Source organism: Cellulomonas chitinilytica, from assembly GCF_016862675.1.
In the GTDB taxonomy this organism is placed as follows: Bacteria; Actinomycetota; Actinomycetes; order Actinomycetales; family Cellulomonadaceae; genus Cellulomonas; species Cellulomonas chitinilytica.
Map to the genome: position 1 here is coordinate 154,647 of NZ_BONK01000001.1, position 16,620 is coordinate 171,266.

The window sequence follows — 16,620 nt, forward strand, 5'->3', positions numbered from 1 at the left end:
ACCAGGAGACGACCACCGTGGCCCGCAGCATCTACCTCGCGTCCCCCGAAGGGGACTCCGGCAAGTCGGTCGTGGCCCTCGGCCTCGTCGACCTCCTCACCCGGACCGTGCAGCGGGTCGGCGTGTTCCGGCCGGTCGCCCGGTCCACGGAGACGCGGGACTACGTCCTCGAGCTGCTGCTCGCGCACGACGGTGTGGACCTCACGTACGACGAGTGCGTCGGCGTGACGTACGAGGACGTGCTCGCGGACCCGGAGGCGGCACTCGGGGTCATCGTGCAGCGCTTCCACGACGTCGAGCGCCGCTGCGACGCGGTCGTCGTGGTCGGCACCGACTACACGGACGTCGCCGGGCCGACCGAGCTCGCGTACAACGGCCGGATCGCGGCCAACCTGGGTGCGCCCGTGGTGCTCGTGATCAACGGGACGGGCAAGAAGCCGGCGGCCGTGCACCAGACCGCCGAGGTGGTCATCGCGGAGATGCACGCGAACCACGCGCAGGTCGTCGCGGTCGTCGCCAACCGGTGCTCGTCGCGCCAGGTCGACGACGTGCGCGCCCTGCTCGCCGGAGGCACGGGCCTGCCGTCGTTCGCGCTCCCCGAGAACCCCCTGCTCACCGCACCGACCGTCCGGCAGGTCGCGGACGCGGTCGGCGGGCGGCTCATCCACGGCGACGAGGACCTGCTCTCCCGCGAGGTGCTCGACATGCTCGTCGGTGCGATGTCCGTCGAGCATCTCCTGGACCGGATCGCCGACGGCGCCGTGCTCATCACGCCCGGCGACCGCTCCGACATCCTGCTGGGCCTCCTCATGGCGCACCAGGCCGAGGGGTTCCCGTCGCTCGCGGGCATCGTCCTCAACGGCGGGTTCCAGCCGCCCGAGGTCATCAGCCGCATCATCAACGGTCTCGGCACGCGGCTGCCGATCATCCAGACGGACCTCGGCACGTTCCGGTCCGCGAGCGCCGCCGCCGCCGTGCGCGGTCGCCTGTCCGCCGACTCGCAGATCAAGGTGGACACGGCCCTGGCGCTGTTCGAGGAGCACGTCGACGGTGCCGCGCTGCTCGCGGCGCTCGACGTGGCGCACCCGGAGGTCGTCACGCCCCTGATGTTCGAGTACGCGCTGCTGGACCGGGCCCGGTCCGACAAGCGCCACATCGTGCTGCCGGAGGGCGACGACGACCGGATCCTGCGGGCCGCCTCCACGCTGCTGCGTCGTGGCGTCGCCCGGCTGACGATCCTCGGCGACGAGACCGCGATCCGCACCCGGGCCACGGAGCTGGGCCTCGACCTCGCGGAGGCCGACGTCGTCGACCCGCACGCGGGCCCGCTGCTGGAGCGGTTCGCGACCGAGTACACCGAGATGCGCAAGCACAAGGGCATGACGGTGGAGCGGGCCAAGGAGATCGTCCCGTCGGTGTCGTACTTCGGCACGCTCATGGTGCAGCTCGGGCTCGCGGACGGCATGGTCTCCGGCGCGGCCCACACCACGGCGCACACGATCAAGCCGGCGTTCGAGATCATCAAGACCGAGCCGGGCGTCGGGAGCGTGTCGAGCGCGTTCCTCATGTGCCTGGAGGACCGGGTGCTGGTGTACGCGGACTGCGCGGTCATCCCCGACCCGACCGCCGAGCAGCTCGCGGACATCGCGATCTCGTCGGCGGCGACCGCGGTGCAGTTCGGCATCGAGCCGCGGATCGCGATGCTGTCGTACTCGACGGGCGCGTCGGGGTCCGGCGCCGACGTCGACAAGGTCCGCGCCGCGACCGAGCTGGTCCGCGAGCGCCGGCCGGACCTGTCCGTCGAGGGCCCGATCCAGTACGACGCCGCCGTGGACGCGTCGGTCGCGCAGACGAAGCTGCCCGACTCGACGGTCGCGGGCCGGGCGACCGTGTTCGTCTTCCCCGACCTCAACACCGGCAACAACACGTACAAGGCCGTGCAGCGCTCGGCGGGCGCCGTGGCGATCGGCCCCGTGCTGCAGGGCCTGCGCAAGCCCGTGAACGACCTGTCGCGCGGCGCGCTCGTGCAGGACATCGTCAACACGGTCGCCATCACGGCGATCCAGGCGCAGGCGCTCGCCGCCCTCACCACCACCACGACCGAGCCCGCGGAGGCGACGACCCGATGAACCAGCACCCGCACGGCAGCGTGCTCGTCGTGAACTCCGGCTCGTCGTCGATCAAGTACCAGCTCGTCGACCCCGTCGGGGGTGCCGCGATCGCGTCGGGCATCGTCGAGCGGATCGGCGAGGAGGCGGGCGTCGTCAAGCACACGTTCGGCGACACCACGGTGGAGCGCACCGACCCGGTGCCCGACCACGACGCGGGCCTGCGCACGGTGCTGGGGCTGTTCGACGAGGTCGGGCCGCGACTGTCCGAGGCGCACGTGATCGCGGTCGGCCACCGTGTGGTGCACGGCGGCTCGACGTTCACGGGTCCGGCCGTCGTCGACGACGACGTGATCGCGAAGATCGACGCCCTGTCCCCGCTCGCGCCGCTGCACAACCCGCCGAACCTCACCGGCATCACGGTGGCACGCGAGCTGCTGCCGGACGTGCCGCACGTCGTCGTGTTCGACACGGCGTTCTTCCACACGCTGCCCGACGCGGCGGCGACGTACGCGATCGACGTCGACGTGGCCCGGGAGCACGGCGTGCGGCGGTACGGCTTCCACGGCACGTCCCACCAGTACGTGTCGGGCGAGGTCGCCCGGGTGCTCGGCCGCCCGCTGGCGGACCTCAACCAGATCGTCCTGCACCTCGGCAACGGCGCCTCCGCGTCGGCGGTGCGCGGCGGCGTGGCCGTCGAGACGTCCATGGGGCTGACACCGCTCGAGGGGCTCGTCATGGGCACCCGCTCGGGCGACATCGACGCAGCCGTGCTCATCCACCTGCAGCGCAACGCCGGCATGTCCGTCGACGACGTCGACGACCTGCTCAACCGCCGCTCCGGCCTCAAGGGGCTCGCGGGCGAGAACGACTTCCGCTCCCTGCACCAGCTCATCGAGGGCGGCGACGCGGCCGCGCAGCGGGCCCTCGACGTGTACATCCACCGGCTGCGCAAGTACATCGGCGCGTACGTCGCGGTGCTCGGCCGGGTCGACGCGATCACGTTCACCGCCGGGGTCGGCGAGAACGACGACATCGTCCGCGCGCTCGCGTGCGCCGGGCTGGAGCCGCTCGGCATCGCGCTCGACCCGGAGCGCAACGCGGGCCGCAAGAAGGTCGCGACGATCGTCTCGGCGGACTGGGCGAGCACCCGCGTGCTCGTCGTGCCGACGAACGAGGAGCTGGCCATCGCCCGGCAGGCCGTCGCCACGATCGAGGCGGCCGGCCTCGAGGGGACGAGCGACGAGTCGGACCCCGCGCCCGCGGTGGCCGGTCACGCGTGACGCGTCGGCCCTCTCGGGCGGTCGGCGCCGCCGCCGGTCATCCCGTCGCCAGCCCCCACGTCCCCCGCCAGGTCGCCCCGGGCTCGAGCGTCACGAGGTCCGCTCCCGACCGGAGCGCGTGCGGCGGGCACGTCATCGGCTCGATCGCGACGGACCGCCGCCGGCGCTCGGCGGGCTCGACCCCGTCCGCCGTGTAGACCATGAGGTAGCCGAACGCGTCGTCGACCCACAGGCGTACGCCCTGTCCGCCCACGGGGTCGGCGAGGTGCACGACCGCGCGTCCGTCGTCCCCTCGGGCGAGCTCGCCGAACACCGTGTCGAGGATCTCGGGTCCGACCGCCCGGGGCGTGCGGAAGTCGAGGTGCGAACCCGTGACGTCGACGGGCGTCGGCCGCTCGTCGCGGTCGGCGGGCACCGGGAAGTGCGTCTGAGCCGGCACGAGGAGCTCGAGGGCGTCGACGGGCACCCCCAGCCCGAGGTACGGGTGGAAGCCCATGCCGAACGGGGCCGGCTCCACCCCGGTGTTCCGCACCGACGACGCGACGGTGAGCCCCTCGGCCGAGAGGTGGTAGCCGAGCTGCAGCGTGAGCTCCCACGCGTAGCCGGGCTGCGGGCGCAGGACGCACCCGAGTACCACGTCGTGCTCGGTCCACGAGACCTCGGTCCAGTCGAGCCAGCGGACCATGCCGTGGATCGCGTTCCCGCGCTCCGGCTCGTCGACCGCGACCTGGCAGGTCCGGCCGCCGAACGTGTACCGGCCTCCCGCGAGCCGGTTGGGGAAGGGCGCGAGCACCTGCCCCCGCCCGTCGGGCGCACGCTCGTCGACGTCGAACCCGTCCACGACGGGCCGGCCGTCCAGCACGCACTCCCGCAGGCCTGCGCCGACCTGCGTGACGACGGCCTCGTGGTCGCGCCACGTGATGCGGTGCTGGCGCCCGGACGGAGGGGTGCGCCCGACGACGGGCCCAGCCTCGGGACGGGTCGTCGTCGTCGACGGCTCCGGGTGACCGCCACGCGGCGTCGGGTGACCTCCTGGCAACATCCGCTCCGTTTCATCCCCCTGGGGTGATGCCGCCCCGGACGGGCGCGGCGACGCTCGACGATAGCCGGTCCTCGCCGGGCGCAGGACGCGCGCCCGGGACCCCGCGACCTCCCGGGAGCAAGGGTGTCCGCACTCGACCTGGCACGCCTGCAGTTCGCGTCGACGAGCATCTACCACTTCCTGTTCGTGCCGATCACGATCGGCCTCGCGTTCCTCGTCGCGGTCCTGCACACCCTGTGGTTCCGGTCGGGGCACGCGGACCACCGCCGCCTGACCAGGTTCTTCGGCACGTTGCTGCTCATCAACGTCGCCGTCGGCGTCGTGACCGGGCTCGTGCAGGAGTTCCAGTTCGGCATGAACTGGTCGGCGTACTCCCGGTTCGTCGGGGACGTGTTCGGGGCGCCGCTCGCGATGGAGGGCCTGGCCGCGTTCTTCCTGGAGTCGACGTTCATTGGGCTGTGGGTGTTCGGCTGGCGGGTGCTGCCGCCGCGGGTGCACCTGCTGTCGGCGTGGCTGGTCGCGCTCGGCGCGGCCGGGTCCGCGGCGTTCATCATGGCCGCGAACTCGTGGATGCAGCACCCCGTCGGGTACACGGTCGACCCGTCGACCGGTCGACCGCGGCTGAGCGACATCGGCGCGGTGATGACGAACCCGGTGTTCCTGTGGGGCTACCTGCACGTGCTGCTCGCCGCCGCGGTCACCGGGACGACCGTGATGCTCGCGGTGTCCGCCTGGTACCTGCGGCGAGGCCGTGACGTCGAGCTGTTCACGCGGTCCGCAAAGCTCTCGCTGGCCGTGCTGCTGCCCGCGATCCTGCTGACGCTCGGGGTCGGGAGCCACCTCGGCGTCATCGAGGCGACCTACCAGCCGATGAAGATCTCCGCGGCGGAGGCGCAGTGGACGGACTGCGGGCCGTGCTCGTTCTCCGCGTTCCAGGTCGGCGGCGGGAACGACGACCAGGACCCGACGAAGATCATCGAGATCCCGCACCTGCTGTCCCTGCTCGCGACCGGGACCTGGAACGGGTCGGTGCAGGGGCTGAACGAGCTGAACGCCCAGTACCAGGAGGAGTTCGGGCCGGGGAGCTACGTGCCGAACGTGTTCGTGCAGTACTGGTCGATGCGGGTCATGGCGTACCTCGGCTCGCTCGCGGCGCTGCTCGCGCTGTGGGGCGTGTGGGTGTGGTGGCGGGGCCGGCTGCCGACCGCGCGGGTGTTCCTGTGGGTCGCCACCTGGGCCGCCGTCGCGCCGCTCGTCATGAACACCGCCGGCTGGATGCTCACCGAGAACGGCCGCCAGCCCTGGATCGTGCAGGGCCTCATGAGGACCGCCGACGGCGTGTCCCCGTCGGTCAGCACCACCGAGATCGTGCTCAGCCTCGTCGTCTTCTACGGCGTGTTCCTGCTGCTCGGCGCGGTGAACGTGTTCCTCATGCTGCGGTTCGCGCGGCGCGGGCTCGAGCTGGAGCCCGACGAGCCCGAGCACGCCGGCGACGACGGGCAGCCCCGCGTCCCGGTGCTCACGTTCTGACGGGGGACGTCGATGACGCTGCCGACGGTGTGGTTCCTCGTGGTCGCCTTCCTGTGGACCGGCTTCTTCGTGCTCGAAGGCTTCGACTTCGGGGTCGGGATGCTGCACAAGGTCGTCGGGCGCACCGACACCGAGCAGCGGGTCGCGATCAACACGATCGGCCCGTTCTGGGACGGCAACGAGGTCTGGCTCGTCGTCGGCGGGGCCGCGATCTTCGCGGCGTTCCCGTCCTGGTACGCCACCTGGTTCTCCGCGCTGTACCTCGCGGTCGTGCTGCTGCTCGTCGCCCTCATGGCCCGCGGGGTCTCGTTCGAGTTCCGGGGTCGCATGGACGACGCACGCTGGCGGCACACCTGGTCGTGGTGCCTGACGGTCGGCAGCGCCCTGTGCCCGCTGCTGCTCGGCGTCGCGCTCGGCAACCTCCTCGCAGGGCTGCCCGTCGACGCCGACGAGGAGTTCACCGGCACCGTCGCGGACGTCGTCACGGGGTACGGGCTGCTCGTCGGCGTCACGATGCTCGCCCTGTGCGTGCTGCACGGGGCGACGTTCCTGGTGCTCCGCACCACCGGGGACGTCCGGCTCCGGTCGCACCGCGTCGCGACGCTCGCGGTGTGGCCGACGGCGCTGCTGCTGGTCGCGTTCGCCGTCTGGACGCCGGCGCAGTCCGACGCGCCCGCGGTGCGCAGCATCGCTCCCCCGGTGGCCGCCCTCGTCGCGGTGCTGGTCGCCGCGCTGCTGCTGCGCGCCCACCGCGACGGCTGGTCGTTCGGCGCGACGGCGGTCGGGATCGGCCTGACGGTCGTGTCGATCTTCACGAACCTGTACCCGTCCGTGCTCGTCTCGACGACCGACCCCGCCTACACCCTCACCGTCACCGGCACGGCGTCCGGCCAGTACGCCCTCCAGGTCATGACGGTCGTCGCCGCCTTCCTCGTGCCGATCGTCCTCGTCTACCAGGGCTGGTCGTACGTCGTCTTCCGCCGACGGGTCACCGGCCCGCCGCCGCCCGACCCCGCGGTCCCGGAACCGGGGCCGCCCGCACCGCTCGACGAAGGAGCACTGACATGACCCTGCACGGGAAGGTGGCCGTGGTCACCGGAGGCAACAGCGGCATCGGGAAGGCCGTCGTGCTCGCCCTCGCCGAGGCGGGCGCGAACATCGTCATCGACTACGTGTCGAACCCGGAGGCGACCGAGCTGCTGGAGAAGCAGGTCGTCGCGCTCGGCGACAAGGCGATCGGGGTCGACGCGGACGTGAGCAAGGTCGCGGACCTCGAGATGCTCGTCGCGAAGACCGTCGAGGCGTTCGGGCGGCTCGACATCATGGTGAACAACGCCGGCATCGAGACCCGCACGTCGATCCTCGACACCACCGAGGAGCAGTACGAGCGCGTCATGGCGATCAACCTCAAGAGCGCGTTCTTCGGCACCCAGCTCGCCGCGAAGCAGATGATCAAGCAGGGCGGCGGCGGCCGGATCATCAACATGACGTCGGTGCACGAGGACTGGCCGATGCCGGGCAACACGCCGTACTGCCTGTCCAAGGGCGGCATGCGGATGCTCACCCGGACCGCCGGGGTCGAGCTCGGGCCGCAGGGCGTCCAGGTCATCGGCGTCGGTCCCGGGGCGGTCGCGACCCCGATCAACACGTCGACGATGAACGACCCCGAGAAGATGCGGACCCTCGACGCCGCGATCCCCCTGGGGCGCATGGCCGAGCCGAGCGAGATCGCGGCCCTCGTCGCGTTCCTCGCCGACGAGGGCGCCACCTACCTGACCGCCACGACGGTCTTCGCCGATGGCGGCATCATGCACAGCAGCCCGGGACTGTGAGATGACGGACCACTACGACGTCGTCATCGTCGGGTCGGGCGCGGGCGGCGGGACGCTCGCGCACCGGCTGGCCCCGTCGGGGAAGCGCGTCCTCGTGCTGGAGCGGGGCGACTGGCTGCCGCGCGAGCTGGAGAACTGGGACGCGACCGAGGTGTTCGTCAGGAACCGCTACGTCTCGAAGGACACCTGGTACGACCACGAGGGCCGCGCGTTCCAGCCGCAGGTGCACTACAACGTGGGCGGCGCGACGAAGTTCTACGGGGCCGCGCTGTACCGGCTGCGGGAGCAGGACTTCGGCGAGCTGCAGCACCACGGCGGCCTCTCGCCCGCGTGGCCGGTCCGGTACGACGAGCTCGAGCCGTACTACACCCAGGCCGAGGCGCTCTACCAGGTGCACGGCGCCCGCGGCGAGGATCCCACCGAGCCGCCGTCGAGCGGTCCCTACCCGTACCCGGCCGTCTCGCACGAGCCACGGATCCAGCGGCTGTTCGACGACCTGGCGGCCCTCGGCCTGCACCCGTTCCACTCCCCCTCGGGCATCATGCTGAACGAGGCGGACCCGGCGTACAGCCCGTGCATCCGCACGGCCACCTGCGACGGGTTCGCGTGCCTGCTGCACGCCAAGTCGGACGCGGAGGTCGTCGCCGTGCGGCCCGCCGTGGCGCACGACAACGTCACGCTGGTCCGCAACGCCGAGGTGCGCCGGCTCGAGACGGACGGCTCGGGCCGCACCGTGACGTCGGTCGTCGCGGACGTCGACGGCGAGGAGCAGCGGTTCACAGGCGACGTGGTCGTCGTCTCCGCCGGCGCCGCGAACTCGGCCCGCCTGCTGCTCGCGAGCGCGAACGACCGCCACCCGCACGGCCTCGCCAACGGGTCCGACCAGGTCGGCCGCAACTACATGTTCCACAACAGCCGCGCGTTCCTCGCGATCTCCCTGGACCGCAACGACACCCGGTTCCAGAAGACCCTCGGCGTCAACGACTACTACTTCGGCGACGACGCGTTCCCCTACCCGATGGGCAACGTGCAGATGGTCGGCAAGTCGTCGGCGCCCATGTACCGGGGCGAGAAGCCCGTCGAGGCGCGGCTCGCCCCGATGTTCGCGCTCCAGGACGTCGCCGACCACGCCGTGGACTTCTGGCTCTCCGCCGAGGACCTCCCGGAGCCCGAGAACCGGGTCACCCTGAACGCCGAGGGCCAGGTGGTGCTCAGCTACACCCCGAACAACCGGCAGCCGCTCGAGGAGCTCTACACCCGGGTCAAGGGCAACCTCGGCCACCTCGGCATGCACCCGCACCACCTCGTGCCGCGCGACGTCTACATGAAGAACGACATCCCGGTGGCGGGCTGCGCCCACCAGGCGGGCACGGTCCGGTTCGGCACCGACCCGGCGACCTCGGTGCTGAACGCCGACTGCCGCGCGCACGAGGTCGACAACCTGTACGTCGTCGACACGAGCTTCTTCCCCAGCATCGGCGCCGTGAACCCGGCGCTCACCGCGATGGCCAACGCGCTGCGCGTCGGCGACCACCTCCTCGCCCGGCTCGGCTGACACCCACACCCAGGAGACGTCGTGACCTCGAACAGCCCCGCCTCACCCTTCCCGCCCATCGCCGAGTACGCGTTCCTCTCGAACTGCCACACCGGCGCGCTCGTCGCGGCCGACGGCTCCGTCGACTGGCTGTGCGTGCCGCGGTTCGACAGCCCGAGCGTCTTCGGCAGCCTGCTCGACCGCGGCGCCGGCGAGTTCCGCCTCGCGCCGTACGGCATCAACGTGCCCAGCACGCGCGCGTACGACCCGGGCACGAACGTGCTCGTCACCACCTGGCACACCCCGACCGGCTGGGTCGAGGTCCGGGACGCCCTGACGATGGGCCCGCGGACCGGCGAGGACGCCACCACGCCGCACACCCGCCCGCCCGCGGACGACGACGCCGAGCACCTGCTCGTGCGGACCGCGACCTGCCTCGACGGGTCCGCCGAGATCGAGCTCGTGTGCGAGCCCGCGTTCGACTACGGGCGGACGCGCGGGACGTGGACGCTCGACGCACCCGGCGGCAGCACGGCGGACATCACCGTCGGGGACGTGCACCTGCGGCTGCACACCGACCTCGCGCTCGGCGTCGAGGGGGGCGACTCCGTGCGCGGGCGGCACGTGCTGAACGCGGGCGACACCGCGTTCGTCGCCCTCTCGTGGTCGGCGTCGCTCGACGGGCCCCGGGACGCCGCCGACGCCGCCGCCCGCATCACCGCGACGCGGGAGTTCTGGCGCCGCTGGCTGGGCCGGGCCCGGCTTCCCGACCACCGGCTGCGGCCGTACGTCGAGCGGTCGGCCCTCGTCATCAAGGGCCTGACGTACATGCCGACGGGCGCGACGGTCGCGGCGCTCACCACGTCGCTGCCGGAGACGCCGGGCGGCGAGCGGAACTGGGACTACCGCTACACGTGGATCCGCGACTCGACGTTCACGCTGCAGGCCCTGCACTACCTGCTGCTCGACTGGGAGGCCGACGAGTTCATGCAGTTCGTCGCCGACGTCGAACCCGTCGAGGACGGCGGGCTGCAGATCATGTACGGCATCGACGGGCGCCGCGACCTCACCGAGAGCACGCGTGACGAGCTCACGGGCTACCAGGACGCCCGGCCCGTGCGGATCGGCAACGGCGCGTTCGACCAGCGGCAGAACGACGTGTACGGCTCGGTGCTCGACTCGATCCTGCTGCACACCCGGCGCAGCGAGCGCCTGCCGGCCCGGCTCTGGCCGCTCGTCGAGGCGCAGGCCACGTGCGCCGCGGCGATCTGGAAGGAGCCCGACCAGGGCATCTGGGAGGCCCGCGGCAAGCCCCAGCACTACGTCTCGTCGAAGATCATGTGCTGGGTCGCGATGGACCGCGCCGCGCAGCTCGCCGCCATCCGCGGCGAGCCCGAGCTCGAGGCCGGCTGGTCGGCGACCGCCGACGAGATCAAGGCCGACATCCTCGAGCACGGGCTGGACGGCCGCGGCGTGCTGCGCCAGCACTACGACACGGACGCGCTCGACGCCTCGACCCTGCTCGCCGCCCACTTCGGGCTGCTCCCCGGCGACGACCCCCGGCTGCACGCCAGCGTGCTCGCGATCGCGGACGAGCTGACGGAGAACGGGTTCGTCCTGCGGTACCGCACCGACGAGACCGACGACGGCATGTCCGGGAAGGAGGGCACGTTCGTCATCTGCTCGTTCTGGCTGGTGTCCGCGCTCATGGTCGTCGGGGAGGAGCAGCGGGCGCTCGACCTCATGGAGCGGCTGCTGCGGATCGCGTCCCCGTTCGGCCTGTACGCCGAGGAGTTCGAGGTCGACGCCGCGCGGCACCTCGGCAACGTCCCGCAGGCGTTCTCCCACCTGGCGCTCGTCGAGGCGGCCGCGCGGATCATCCTCGCGGAGCGGGTGCGGGAGATGTCCCTGTGAGTCCCCGGAAGGAGAGGTCATGACCACCGCGCTCGTGCTCGGCGGCGGGCTGGCCGGGGTGGCGGCCGCGCAGGCGCTCGGCCAGAACGCCGTCACGACCACGCTCGTCGACCGCGCCGACTACCACCAGTTCCAGCCGCTGCTGTACCAGGTCGCGACGTCGCAGCTGCCCGCCGAGGACATCGCCCGGCCCCTGCGCACGATCTTCGCGGCCGAGGCGGACGTCGACGTGGTGGTCCAGGACGTCGTCGCCGCGTCGTTCGCCGACCGGTCGCTGACGCTCGCCGACGGCCGCACCCTCACCGCCGACCACCTCGTGGTCGCCGCCGGCGGCCGCCCGAACTTCTTCGGGATCCCGGGCGCCGCCGAGCACACCTTCCCGCTCTACTCGGTGGCGGACGCCGAGCGGCTGCGCCGCCACCACCGCGCGCTGGTCACCGAGGCGGCCGGGACGCAGGTGGAGCCCGGCGCGCTGGACATCGTGGTGGTCGGCGGCGGCCCGACGGGTGTCGAGGTGTCCGGCGCCCTCGCCGAGCTGTTCACCGCGCTGCGCAAGGCGGGCAAGCTGCCCGACGAGGGCCGCGTGCACCTCGTCGACCGCGGCCACGCCGTGCTCGGGCCGTTCTCGGAGCGCGCGCAGCAGTACGCGCACCGCAAGCTGACCGACGACGGGGTGCTCCTGCGCCTGGGCACGGGCGTCGACGCCGTCCACCCCGACCACGTCGAGCTCAGCGACGGCACCCACCTGCCCACCCGGACCGTCATCTGGGCGGGCGGCGAGACGGGACCCGAGATCGTGCAGTCCGCCGGCGCGACCACCGGCCGCGGCGGACGCCTCGACGTGCGCCCCGATCTGTCGGTCGAGGGCTTCCCCGGCGTGTGGGCCGTCGGCGACGTGGCGAACGTCCCGTCCGGTCCCGGCGAGGGCGTGCCGACGCTCCCGCAGCTCGGCTCGGTCGCGCAGCAGTCCGGCCGGTGGGCCGGCGAGAACGTCGCGCGCCTCACCCGGGGCGAGGCGACCCGGCCGTTCCACTACAAGGACAAGGGCATCATGGCGATGATCGGCCGCAACGCCGCCGTCGCCGAGGTCGGCGCGCACCGCCACGAGGTCGACGGCCCGCTCGCGTTCGCCGCCTGGCTCGGGGTGCACGCCATGCTGCTCAGCGGCGTGCACAGCCGCACCGACGCGTTCCTCAGCTGGGCCTGGGACTACTTCGACCGCGACCACGCCGCGACCGTCGAGTCCCACGACACGCCCCGCCGGATCGCCTGGGGAGACGACTCGCAGGACGTCCCGCACATCGACCTGGGGGCGCCGAGGACCTGACCCGCACCGACGCGCGGCAGCCGCCCGGGGCCCGGGCGGTGCGGCGGTGCTGTGCCGGGGCTTCAGGGGTAGCGTCCAGGACGTGGATGCGAATCCTCACGAATCGCACGGTTCGTCCCCTCGCCCCCTCGCCGCCACCGACCCCCCGGCCCCGACCCTCCGGCGCACCCCTGCACCGCGTCCGACCCTCGTCGTCGTCCCGCGGGACTCGCTGCTCGACCTCGTGATGTCGTCCTCGGCACGGGTCGTGGCCGTGGTGGCCCCTGCGGGGTACGGCAAGTCGACGGTGCTCGCGCAGTGGGCGGACCGGGTCGGCGACGACGCCGTGCGCGTCACGTGCCGTCCCGGGACGGACGCCGGCGGGCTGCTCGCCGCCGTCGTCGCGGCGGCCGGTCCCGCCGACCCCGGGACACCGACGGTCGAGCAGGCGGTCCGGACGCTCGCGGCGGGACCGGCACGTACGCTCCTCGTCGACGAGGTGCAGGCGCTCACCGATCCCGGTGGTCTCGACGCCCTCACCGGCCTCGTGGACGAGCTCCCGGCGACGTGCCGTGTCGGGCTGGCCTCGCGGTCAGGGCTGCCCGTGGCCACCGCACGGCTGCGGGTCCACGGCGAGCTCCTCGAGATCGGGCCCGACGACCTCGTGCTGGACGTCGACGAGGCTGCCGACCTCCTGGCCCGTGCGGGGGCGGAGCTCGACCTCGAGGCCTTGGGCGACCTGCTCGAGCGGACCGAGGGCTGGCCGGTCGCCCTGTCGCTCGCGGCGATGGCGCTGCGCGAGCAGTCGCGCCGGCCCGGGCCGCACGACGTGTTCACCGGCGACGACCGGTTCATGCGCGACTACCTGCGGGCCGAGGTGCTCGCGGGTCTGTCCCTGCGCGACACGTCCCTGCTGGTGCGGTGCTCGGTCCTGGACGAGCTGACGGGCCCGCTGTGCGACGCCGTGCTGCCGACGTGGTCGAGCGGCGCCGACCTGGAACGGCTCGCCGCCCGCGGGGTCGTGCTGCCGGTCGACCGCGGCGGCGAGCGCTACCGGTGCCACCCGCTGCTGCGGGACCTCCTGCTCGCCGAGCTGCACCGCAGGGAGCCGTCGATCGTGCCGCACCTGCACCGTCGCGCCGCGACCTGGTACGCCGCCGCCGGCGACGGCGGGGCCGCCATCGAGCACGCGCACAGAAGCGGGGACAAGGCCCTGCTCGCGGGCCTGGTCCTGGAGTGGGCGCAGCGCACGTGGGCGGTCGGGCGGGTCGACCGCGTCCGGCGCTGGATGACCTGGCTCGAGGAGGCGACCGACCTCGACACGTTCCCGGCGGTCGCCGTGCACGCCGCGCTCACGTTCGCGCTGGTCGGCGACCCGGTGCGCGCCGAGCGCTGGTCGGACCTCGCGACGCGCGCCGCCCGCCCGGGCACGCTGCCCGACGGCAGCACGGTCGAGGGCACGCTCGCGTACCTGCGCGCGATCGAGGCCCGCGCCGGTGTCGCCCGGATGCGGGCCGACGCGCAGGAGGGGTGGGAGGGTCTCTCGCCGGCGAGCCCGTTCCGCGCGACGATGCGGCACACGGAGGGGCTCGCGGCTCTCCTCGACGGCGACCTCGACGGGGCCGACGCCCTGTTCGCCGAGGCGGTGGATCTCGCCACGGCGTCCGGCGCCGAGCCGCTCGCGGCTCTCGCGCTCTGCGAGCGCGCGACCGTGGCCGCCGCCCAGCGCCGGTGGCCGGCCGTCGACGCACTCGTGCACGACGCGACGGACCTCCTGCGCGGCGGCCGGTACGACTCGTACTGGTCGAGCGCCCTGGTGCACGCCTGGGCGGCGCGCGTCGCGCTGCGCTCCGGTGACCGTGACGACGCCCTCGCGCACCTGGGCCACGCCCTGGCGCTGCGCCCGCTGCTGACGCACGCGCTGCCCGTCGTCTCGACGCAGGCGCTCGTGGAGACGGCCCGAGCCCTCGTCGCCCTCGGCGACGTCCAGTCCGCCGCGTCGGTCGTCCGCCAGGCGGAGGACGTCGTGCGGCGCCGACCCGGGCTGGGCGACCTTCCCGACCGGGTGACCGCGGTGCACACCCAGGTCCGGGAGGCCGCCGCGTCGACGGTGCTGGCGGACGCCCTCACACCCGCCGAGATCCGGCTGCTCCCGCTGCTGTCGACCCACCTGACGTTCCCGGGCATCGCGGAGCGGCTGGGGGTGTCGCGGAACACCGTGAAGACCCAGGCCATCTCGGCGTACCGCAAGCTCGGCGTGTCGTCGCGCAGCGAGGCGGTGGCCCGGTGGGAGACGCTCGCCGCCCGAGGGGCCTGACCCACGCCCGTCAGGGCAGGCGGGCCGCCTTCATCGCCCGGAGCGCCTGCGTGTACACCCGCGGCCACGTCTCGGTGCCGAGGTCGAACAGCCGGTGCAGGCCGACCCCGGGCCCGCCGAGCAGCCCGTGCACGCCGTGCTGCACCGCGACGGTCTGCAGGCGCGTCGTCTCCCACAGCCCCTCGCGCCCGTGCCGGTGCCCGAGCCCCGACGCGCCCGTGCCACCCTGCGGCGCCCCCATCGAGCCCCACGTCGACACGTAGCCCTCGTTGACGTTGACGGACCCGGCCCGGACCCGCGCGGCGAGCGCGGCGCCGCGGCGCGTGTCGGCGGTCCAGATGCTCGCGTTCAGACCGAACTCGCTGTCGTTCATCGCGGCGACGGCCTCGTCGTCCGACGCGACCCGGTACACGGCCACGACCGGGCCGAACGTCTCCTCGCGGAACAGCCGCGCCTCGGGCGGCACGTCGGTGAGGATTGTCGGCTCGTAGAACCACGGCCCGAGGTCCGTCCGGTGCACGCCGCCGGTGAGCACCGTCGCGCCGTGCCCGATCGCGTCCTCGACGTGCTCGACGACCGTCGCGAGCTGCGCGGCGGACGTGAGCGAGCCGACGTCGGAGCGGTAGTCGAGCCCGGCACCCAGCCGCAACCCGCGGGCGCGCCGGGCGAACGCGTCGAGGAACTCGTCGGCGACGTCCTCGTGCACGTAGATGCGCTCGATGCTCACGCACACCTGCCCGGTGCCCACGAAGCAGGCACGCACGGCCCCCTCGGCGACGACCTCGACGTCGACGTCCGACGCCACGTACATCGGGTTCTTGCCACCGAGCTCGAGGGTCGCGGGCACGAGCCGCTCGCCCGCCTGGGCGGCGACGACCCGGCCGGTGCGGGTGGAGCCGGTGAAGCTCACGTGGTCGGCGTGCTCGACGACGGCGGCGCCCACCGTCGGGCCGTCACCGACGACGACCTGCAGCAGCCCTTCGGGCAGGCCCGCGTCCTCCAGCAGCTCGGCCGCCCACAGCGCCGTGAGGGACGTCTGCGGGTCGGGGCGCAGCAGGACGGCGTTGCCCGCGACGAGGGCCGGCAGCACGTCGCCCAGCGTGAGCGTGAGGGGGAAGTTCCACGGCGCGACGATGCCGACGACGCCGACCGGGTGCCGCAGCACCTTCGTCGTCGTCAGGCCCGGGATGAGGCCCGGAACGCGCCGGGGCGCGAGGTACCGGCCCGCACGGGCCGCGTAGTGGCGCGCGACGATCGCGATGTCGCACACCTCCTCGAACGCGGAGACGCGCGCCTTGCCGGCCTCGAGCTGGATGAGGTCGAGGACCTCGCCCTGCCGTTCCAGCACCAGGTCGTGCACGCGGGACAGGACCGCGATGCGGTCCCGCAGGGGGCGAGCCGCCCACAGCCGCTGCGCCGCGCGTGCCCGCCGGGCCGCACGCGCCACGTCGTCGGGCGTGGAGAGCGGGACGGCCGCGATCGGGCCACCGGTGAACGGTGCGTGCGACGTGTGGGTCGCGGCGCCCGGCGACGCCACCACCCGGTCCAGGAGGGTGCGGACGTCGTCAGGTTCGAGCACGTACGTCGCGAGCGGGTCGGTCTCGGGGTCGTGGAGCTCCGCATGTCCGGGGTCGTGCGCCATGCGCGCCAGGGTACGCGCGCCTCCTGGGGATGCCACGCACCCTGCCGGACAGTCACCCGACCACCGCCGAGCGGTGCCGCGGGGGGTGTGGGGTCCGCCCCGCGACACCGCC

General features: G+C 73.4%; 11 protein-coding genes. 9 read left to right on the forward strand and 2 right to left on the reverse strand.

The window, feature by feature from the left end; all coding sequences use genetic code 11:
• Positions 1-17: 17 nt before the first annotated feature.
• Both pta and Cch01nite_RS00715 read left to right on the forward strand, forming a co-directional pair.
• Positions 18-2,129, forward strand: coding sequence for a phosphate acetyltransferase (gene pta / locus Cch01nite_RS00710; protein ID WP_203747319.1), 2,112 nt, complete (start codon positions 18-20; stop codon positions 2,127-2,129).
• On the forward strand, positions 2,126-3,391 hold the full coding sequence (locus tag Cch01nite_RS00715) for an acetate/propionate family kinase (protein WP_203747320.1): 1,266 nt from the start codon (positions 2,126-2,128) through the stop codon (positions 3,389-3,391). The genes pta and Cch01nite_RS00715 overlap by 4 nt, the downstream gene beginning before the upstream one ends.
• A gap of 37 nt (positions 3,392-3,428) precedes the next feature.
• Here the strand turns inward: Cch01nite_RS00715 and Cch01nite_RS00720 are convergent, their stop codons facing one another.
• Positions 3,429-4,433, reverse strand: coding sequence for an aldose 1-epimerase family protein (locus Cch01nite_RS00720; protein WP_203747322.1), 1,005 nt, complete (start codon positions 4,431-4,433; stop codon positions 3,429-3,431).
• Between the two features lie 123 nt (positions 4,434-4,556).
• Between Cch01nite_RS00720 and Cch01nite_RS00725 the strand changes: the two genes are divergently transcribed.
• The 7 genes from Cch01nite_RS00725 to Cch01nite_RS00755 all read left to right on the forward strand — a co-directional run bounded on the left by Cch01nite_RS00725 (position 4,557) and on the right by Cch01nite_RS00755 (position 14,866).
• Positions 4,557-5,963 carry a cytochrome ubiquinol oxidase subunit I gene (locus tag Cch01nite_RS00725; protein ID WP_203747324.1) on the forward strand — a complete coding sequence of 469 codons (1,407 nt, stop codon included), beginning with the start codon at positions 4,557-4,559 and terminating at the stop codon, positions 5,961-5,963.
• 12 nt (positions 5,964-5,975) lie between these two features.
• On the forward strand, positions 5,976-7,031 hold the full coding sequence (gene cydB, locus Cch01nite_RS00730; RefSeq protein ID WP_203747326.1) for a cytochrome d ubiquinol oxidase subunit II: 1,056 nt from the start codon (positions 5,976-5,978) through the stop codon (positions 7,029-7,031).
• The gene (locus Cch01nite_RS00735) at positions 7,028-7,795 is read left to right on the forward strand and encodes an SDR family NAD(P)-dependent oxidoreductase (protein WP_203747327.1); all 768 of its coding nucleotides are present in this window, start codon (positions 7,028-7,030) and stop codon (positions 7,793-7,795) included. The genes cydB and Cch01nite_RS00735 overlap by 4 nt, the downstream gene beginning before the upstream one ends.
• 1 nt (position 7,796) lies before the next feature.
• Positions 7,797-9,350: a GMC family oxidoreductase gene (locus Cch01nite_RS00740; protein WP_203747328.1), complete on the forward strand. Its 1,554-nt coding sequence runs from the start codon at positions 7,797-7,799 to the stop codon at positions 9,348-9,350.
• Between the two features lie 21 nt (positions 9,351-9,371).
• A complete protein-coding gene (locus Cch01nite_RS00745; protein ID WP_203747329.1) occupies positions 9,372-11,243 on the forward strand; it encodes a glycoside hydrolase family 15 protein in 1,872 nt (623 codons plus the stop codon).
• Between the two features lie 19 nt (positions 11,244-11,262).
• The gene (locus Cch01nite_RS00750; protein WP_203747330.1) at positions 11,263-12,570 is read left to right on the forward strand and encodes an NAD(P)/FAD-dependent oxidoreductase; all 1,308 of its coding nucleotides are present in this window, start codon (positions 11,263-11,265) and stop codon (positions 12,568-12,570) included.
• A 226-nt stretch (positions 12,571-12,796) separates the two neighbouring features.
• Positions 12,797-14,866 carry a LuxR family transcriptional regulator gene (locus Cch01nite_RS00755; protein WP_275407158.1) on the forward strand — a complete coding sequence of 690 codons (2,070 nt, stop codon included), beginning with the start codon at positions 12,797-12,799 and terminating at the stop codon, positions 14,864-14,866.
• 10 nt (positions 14,867-14,876) lie between these two features.
• On the opposite strand, the gene Cch01nite_RS00760 is transcribed toward Cch01nite_RS00755, so the two are convergent.
• The gene (locus Cch01nite_RS00760) at positions 14,877-16,508 is read right to left on the reverse strand and encodes a succinic semialdehyde dehydrogenase (RefSeq protein ID WP_203747333.1); all 1,632 of its coding nucleotides are present in this window, start codon (positions 16,506-16,508) and stop codon (positions 14,877-14,879) included.
• Between the last annotated feature and the right edge of the window lie 112 nt (positions 16,509-16,620).